Consider the following 3,440-nt stretch of genomic DNA (forward strand, 5'->3'; position numbering starts at 1 on the left):
CCTGGGCACGGGTGCGCCCGTCGTCGAGTTGGGCGTCACCGAGCGCCTGGCTCAGCCACACCGATGAATCGACACAGGTCACCACCGCGGCGATCGACACATCGAGGGCCGCCGGCCCGTCGACATACCCTGGCGCCACGCGGATTCGGACATGGTTGATGGCCACGCAGATCGGTTCGGGTTCCAGCCACGGCGCCAGGTGCACCACAATGCGGTCCACGTCGTCGCGGCGGTGCAGCTGACGCAACAGCACGAGGAGATCGTTGCGGATGGTGCACGACACGCAGCCATGCGCGAGTTCGAGGCCAGTCTCCGTGGTGGTCAACACGCCATGCTGGAGCATCACCATCGTCCGGCGCACCACATGCCCGTCGAAACGATGCTCGACGACCAACGTCCCGGGGGTGCGCAGCAATGTCCCCACGACCGGGTCCGTGTCGGTCTGGCCGGCAACCAGGATGACGGGTGTCCGCATCAGTCCCCTTGTTGGTGATCATTTTCATTAGAGCTACTGGTACGGTACCGTCTCCGACAGGGCTTGTCGAAAATGATTTTCAATAAGGCTGACAGAGTCCGGGAGGGAACAGTGTCTGCTCATTGCCAAGTGACCGGCCGGGCACCGGGTTTTGGTAACTCGGTGTCGCATTCACATCGCCGAACTCGTCGGCGCTGGTCACCCAACATCCAGCTCAAGACGTACTACCTGCCCTCGGAGGGCCGCCGGATTCGGCTGCGGGTCAGCGCGAAGGGCGTCAAAGTCATCGACCGTGACGGCATCGAAGCCGTCGTGGCACGGTTGCGCCGCGAGGGGCAGCGAATCTGATGGCGCGCAACGAGATACGCCCCCTCGTCAAACTGCGCTCCACGGCGGGCACCGGCTACACCTATATCACCCGAAAAAACCGGCGCAACGACCCGGACCGGCTGGTGTTGCGCAAGTACGACCCGGTGATCCGCCGCCACGTCGATTTCCGGGAGGAGCGCTGAGGATGGCCAAGAAATCCAAGATCGTCAAGAACGACCGCCGTCGCGAGATTGTGGCGCGCTATGCCGAACGCCGCGCTGAACTCAAAGAGATCATCCGCGCACCGTCGAGCACGGCAGAGCAACGGGAAGCCGCGCAGCGCGAGTTGGCGCGCCAGCCCCGCGACGCCAGCGCGGTGCGCCTGCGCAACCGCGACGCGGCCGACGGGCGCCCGCGCGGGTATCTACGCAAATTCGGGCTCTCGAGGGTAAGGGTCCGCCAGTTAGCCCATAACGGGCAGCTACCCGGCGTGCGCAAGTCGAGCTGGTGATGGCCAGGAAACCGCGGGTGCGCCGAGCCGCCCAACCGGGCATCAGGACTGTCAAGAAGAACCTTCTCGCCAGCCTCGGGGTCAGCGCGGTCGACTACAAAGACACCGCCGCGCTGCGCGTGTTCATCTCCGAGCGCGGCAAAATCCGCTCCCGCCATGTCACCGGCCTCACCGTCCAACAACAACGGCAGGTCAGCACCGCGATCAAGAACGCCCGCGAAATGGCGCTACTGCCCTACCCCGGACAGATCGCCGGCCACTGAAACATGTTGTGCCGTCTAAGACACCAAAGAGAGATGGCCAGAAGGGATTAAGACAATGACATCATGCGGCTCCGATCTGGGCGCGGTCGACCGGAGCACGGCACGTTGACCTACTCGCGCAGCGCCACTGACCGCCCGTTCACCGTTATCGTCTGTGCCGCCTGCGCGGCCGACCGTACTCTGTCGGTAATCGACGAATTGCGTCCCACCATCCGACGCTGTCCACACGCCATGCTCGTCTCCGCCGCGTGCCTGCTTGGATCACTCACCTGCGCATCTCGCCCGACGGGATACGGTGTCATGGCAGTTGTGCAGCCCTGCACGAAAGAGCGTGTGGCCTGCGGACCACCCCACTGGATCGGCCCCATCACCGACAGCGATGAGGTGGCTGCCCTGCGGGATTGGCTGGAGCTGGGGCAATGGGAGACCGCTCCACTGCCAACGCAGCTCGGCGGTTATCACCAATGGGCTGGTCGCGCCAGTCTGCGCAATTGAGATGACAGCAACGCCGCTCAACGCGGGCGCCGTCCGATCTTCAGCCCTACGAGTCCGCGGGCGGTGAGGTGTGCCGATGAGCTGGCTGAAGCATGCTCAATCAATGGGGGTAGGCGTAGGGGTTGGCTGGGGCGTCGATGCGGGTGACCGCGGTGGCCTGCAGTGCCGGAATCGCCACTGAATTCGGTTGCCGCGGTGCGGGTGTGACTTGGCCCTCGATCCGAAGCCAGGTGTTGTCCGGTAGCCCGGCGGCGTGGCCGGCGGCCGGGCCACGCAGATGGATGCGGGCCAGCTGGGCGTCGGCGGCGCAGCAGATGATGACGATGCGGCCAAGATCCACGCCCTGTGCCTCGTTGAGGACAAAGCCGGTCACGGTGATCGATCGATTTGTCAACGAGCCGGTGGTGTCCTGTGCCTCGCGCATCAGCACCTCCGGCAGCGACACCTCAGGGGCGTTGCCCGGCGGTAGCGGCGGAAATGCCCGATTCAGAACATCATTGGACACCGCGGTCACAGATGGGGCAGCGGCTGAGGGCCGCAGTGCCGGTGGTGTCACGAAAATCAGCACCAGGATGGGAACGACGAGCAACCACACGATGCCAGCTCTGTGGGAGTGCGCCTCGCCGTGATCACTGGCCCGGGGTCCGCCTCGGCGGACATCGCCGACGATCGCAACCAATGCCAACGCGATCAGCAGCACCGCCGAGGCGGCCAGCCACGGCAGCAGTCCCGGCTTGACGTAGCGGGTGAACGCACCTGACACCGTGATCATGACGATGCTGATGCCCACCAACAGCAAAACGGTGTTCTCGGTTTCGCGGCTCACTTATCCACCACCGAGGACCAACAGCCCGACCGCACACGCGCTTGCCGTTGCAACCAGCAATGTGCAGGGGGCGAAGCGCGCCGCGAAAGCCCGGCCGAACAGGCCCGCCTGCATCGCGAACAGTTTCACGTCGACGGCCGGGCCCACGACCAGAAACACCAGCCGGGGTATCAGTGGCACCATCGTCATGCTGGCGGCCACGAACGCGTCGGCCTCCGAACACAAGGCCAACACCACCGCCAGGGCGGCCATCACCACCACCCCGAGGATGAGGTGTGCCGCCAAGTGCTCGAACACCCACCGCGGCACCAGCACATGCAGCGCCGCCGCCGCGGCGGCACCCAGCACCAAATACGATGCCGCCTGTAGAAAGTCGTGGCGGGCCGCCTCCGCGAACACCACCCAACGTGATTCGGTCTCAGCGGCCGAAGTGGGCAGCCGGCGGGTGATCCACTCCGGGCGGCCCCACCGTGACCATGCCCAGCCCATGAGCACTGCGGTCAAAAGCGACGCCCCCAGCCGGGCCAGGACCATCCTGGGCGCACCGGGAAACGCCACCGC

Annotated in this window: 7 protein-coding genes; 4 read left to right on the forward strand and 3 right to left on the reverse strand. The window is 65.5% G+C overall.

Translation table 11 applies throughout. The annotated features are described in order from the left end of the window. Nucleotides 1-475: GTP-binding protein (locus VMD50_RS28385; protein WP_325433074.1), on the reverse strand; the 475-nt coding region annotated here is incomplete at its 3' end. A gap of 111 nt (nt 476-586) precedes the next feature. On the opposite strand from VMD50_RS28385, the gene rpmB reads away from it, so the two are divergent. From rpmB to rpsR, 4 genes are read left to right on the forward strand one after another with little or no spacing between them, the layout of a single operon-like run. Next, nucleotides 587-823 (forward strand): 50S ribosomal protein L28, encoded by a 237-nt coding sequence (gene rpmB / locus VMD50_RS28390; protein ID WP_325433076.1) that lies wholly within the window; start codon nt 587-589, stop codon nt 821-823. Further along, nucleotides 823-987 (forward strand): 50S ribosomal protein L33, encoded by a 165-nt coding sequence (gene rpmG, locus VMD50_RS28395; protein WP_041787121.1) that lies wholly within the window; start codon nt 823-825, stop codon nt 985-987. Before rpmB ends, rpmG begins: the two co-directional genes overlap by 1 nt. Before the next feature lie 2 nt (nt 988-989). Continuing rightward, nucleotides 990-1,295, forward strand: a complete 306-nt coding sequence (gene rpsN / locus VMD50_RS28400) for a 30S ribosomal protein S14 (protein ID WP_325433078.1) — start codon at nt 990-992, stop codon at nt 1,293-1,295. Further along, the gene (gene rpsR / locus VMD50_RS28405) at nt 1,295-1,558 is read left to right on the forward strand and encodes a 30S ribosomal protein S18 (protein WP_325433080.1); all 264 of its coding nucleotides are present in this window, start codon (nt 1,295-1,297) and stop codon (nt 1,556-1,558) included. Before rpsN ends, rpsR begins: the two co-directional genes overlap by 1 nt. Nucleotides 1,559-2,153: 595 nt before the next feature. On the opposite strand, the gene VMD50_RS28410 is transcribed toward rpsR, so the two are convergent. Both VMD50_RS28410 and VMD50_RS28415 read right to left on the reverse strand, forming a co-directional pair. Further along, a complete protein-coding gene (locus tag VMD50_RS28410; RefSeq protein ID WP_325433082.1) occupies nt 2,154-2,879 on the reverse strand; it encodes a TIGR03943 family putative permease subunit in 726 nt (241 codons plus the stop codon). Further along, nucleotides 2,880-3,440: permease (locus VMD50_RS28415; RefSeq protein ID WP_325433084.1), on the reverse strand; the 561-nt coding region annotated here is incomplete at its 5' end.

The organism is Mycobacterium sp., assembly GCF_035506235.1.
Lineage (GTDB): Bacteria > Actinomycetota > Actinomycetes > Mycobacteriales > Mycobacteriaceae > Mycobacterium.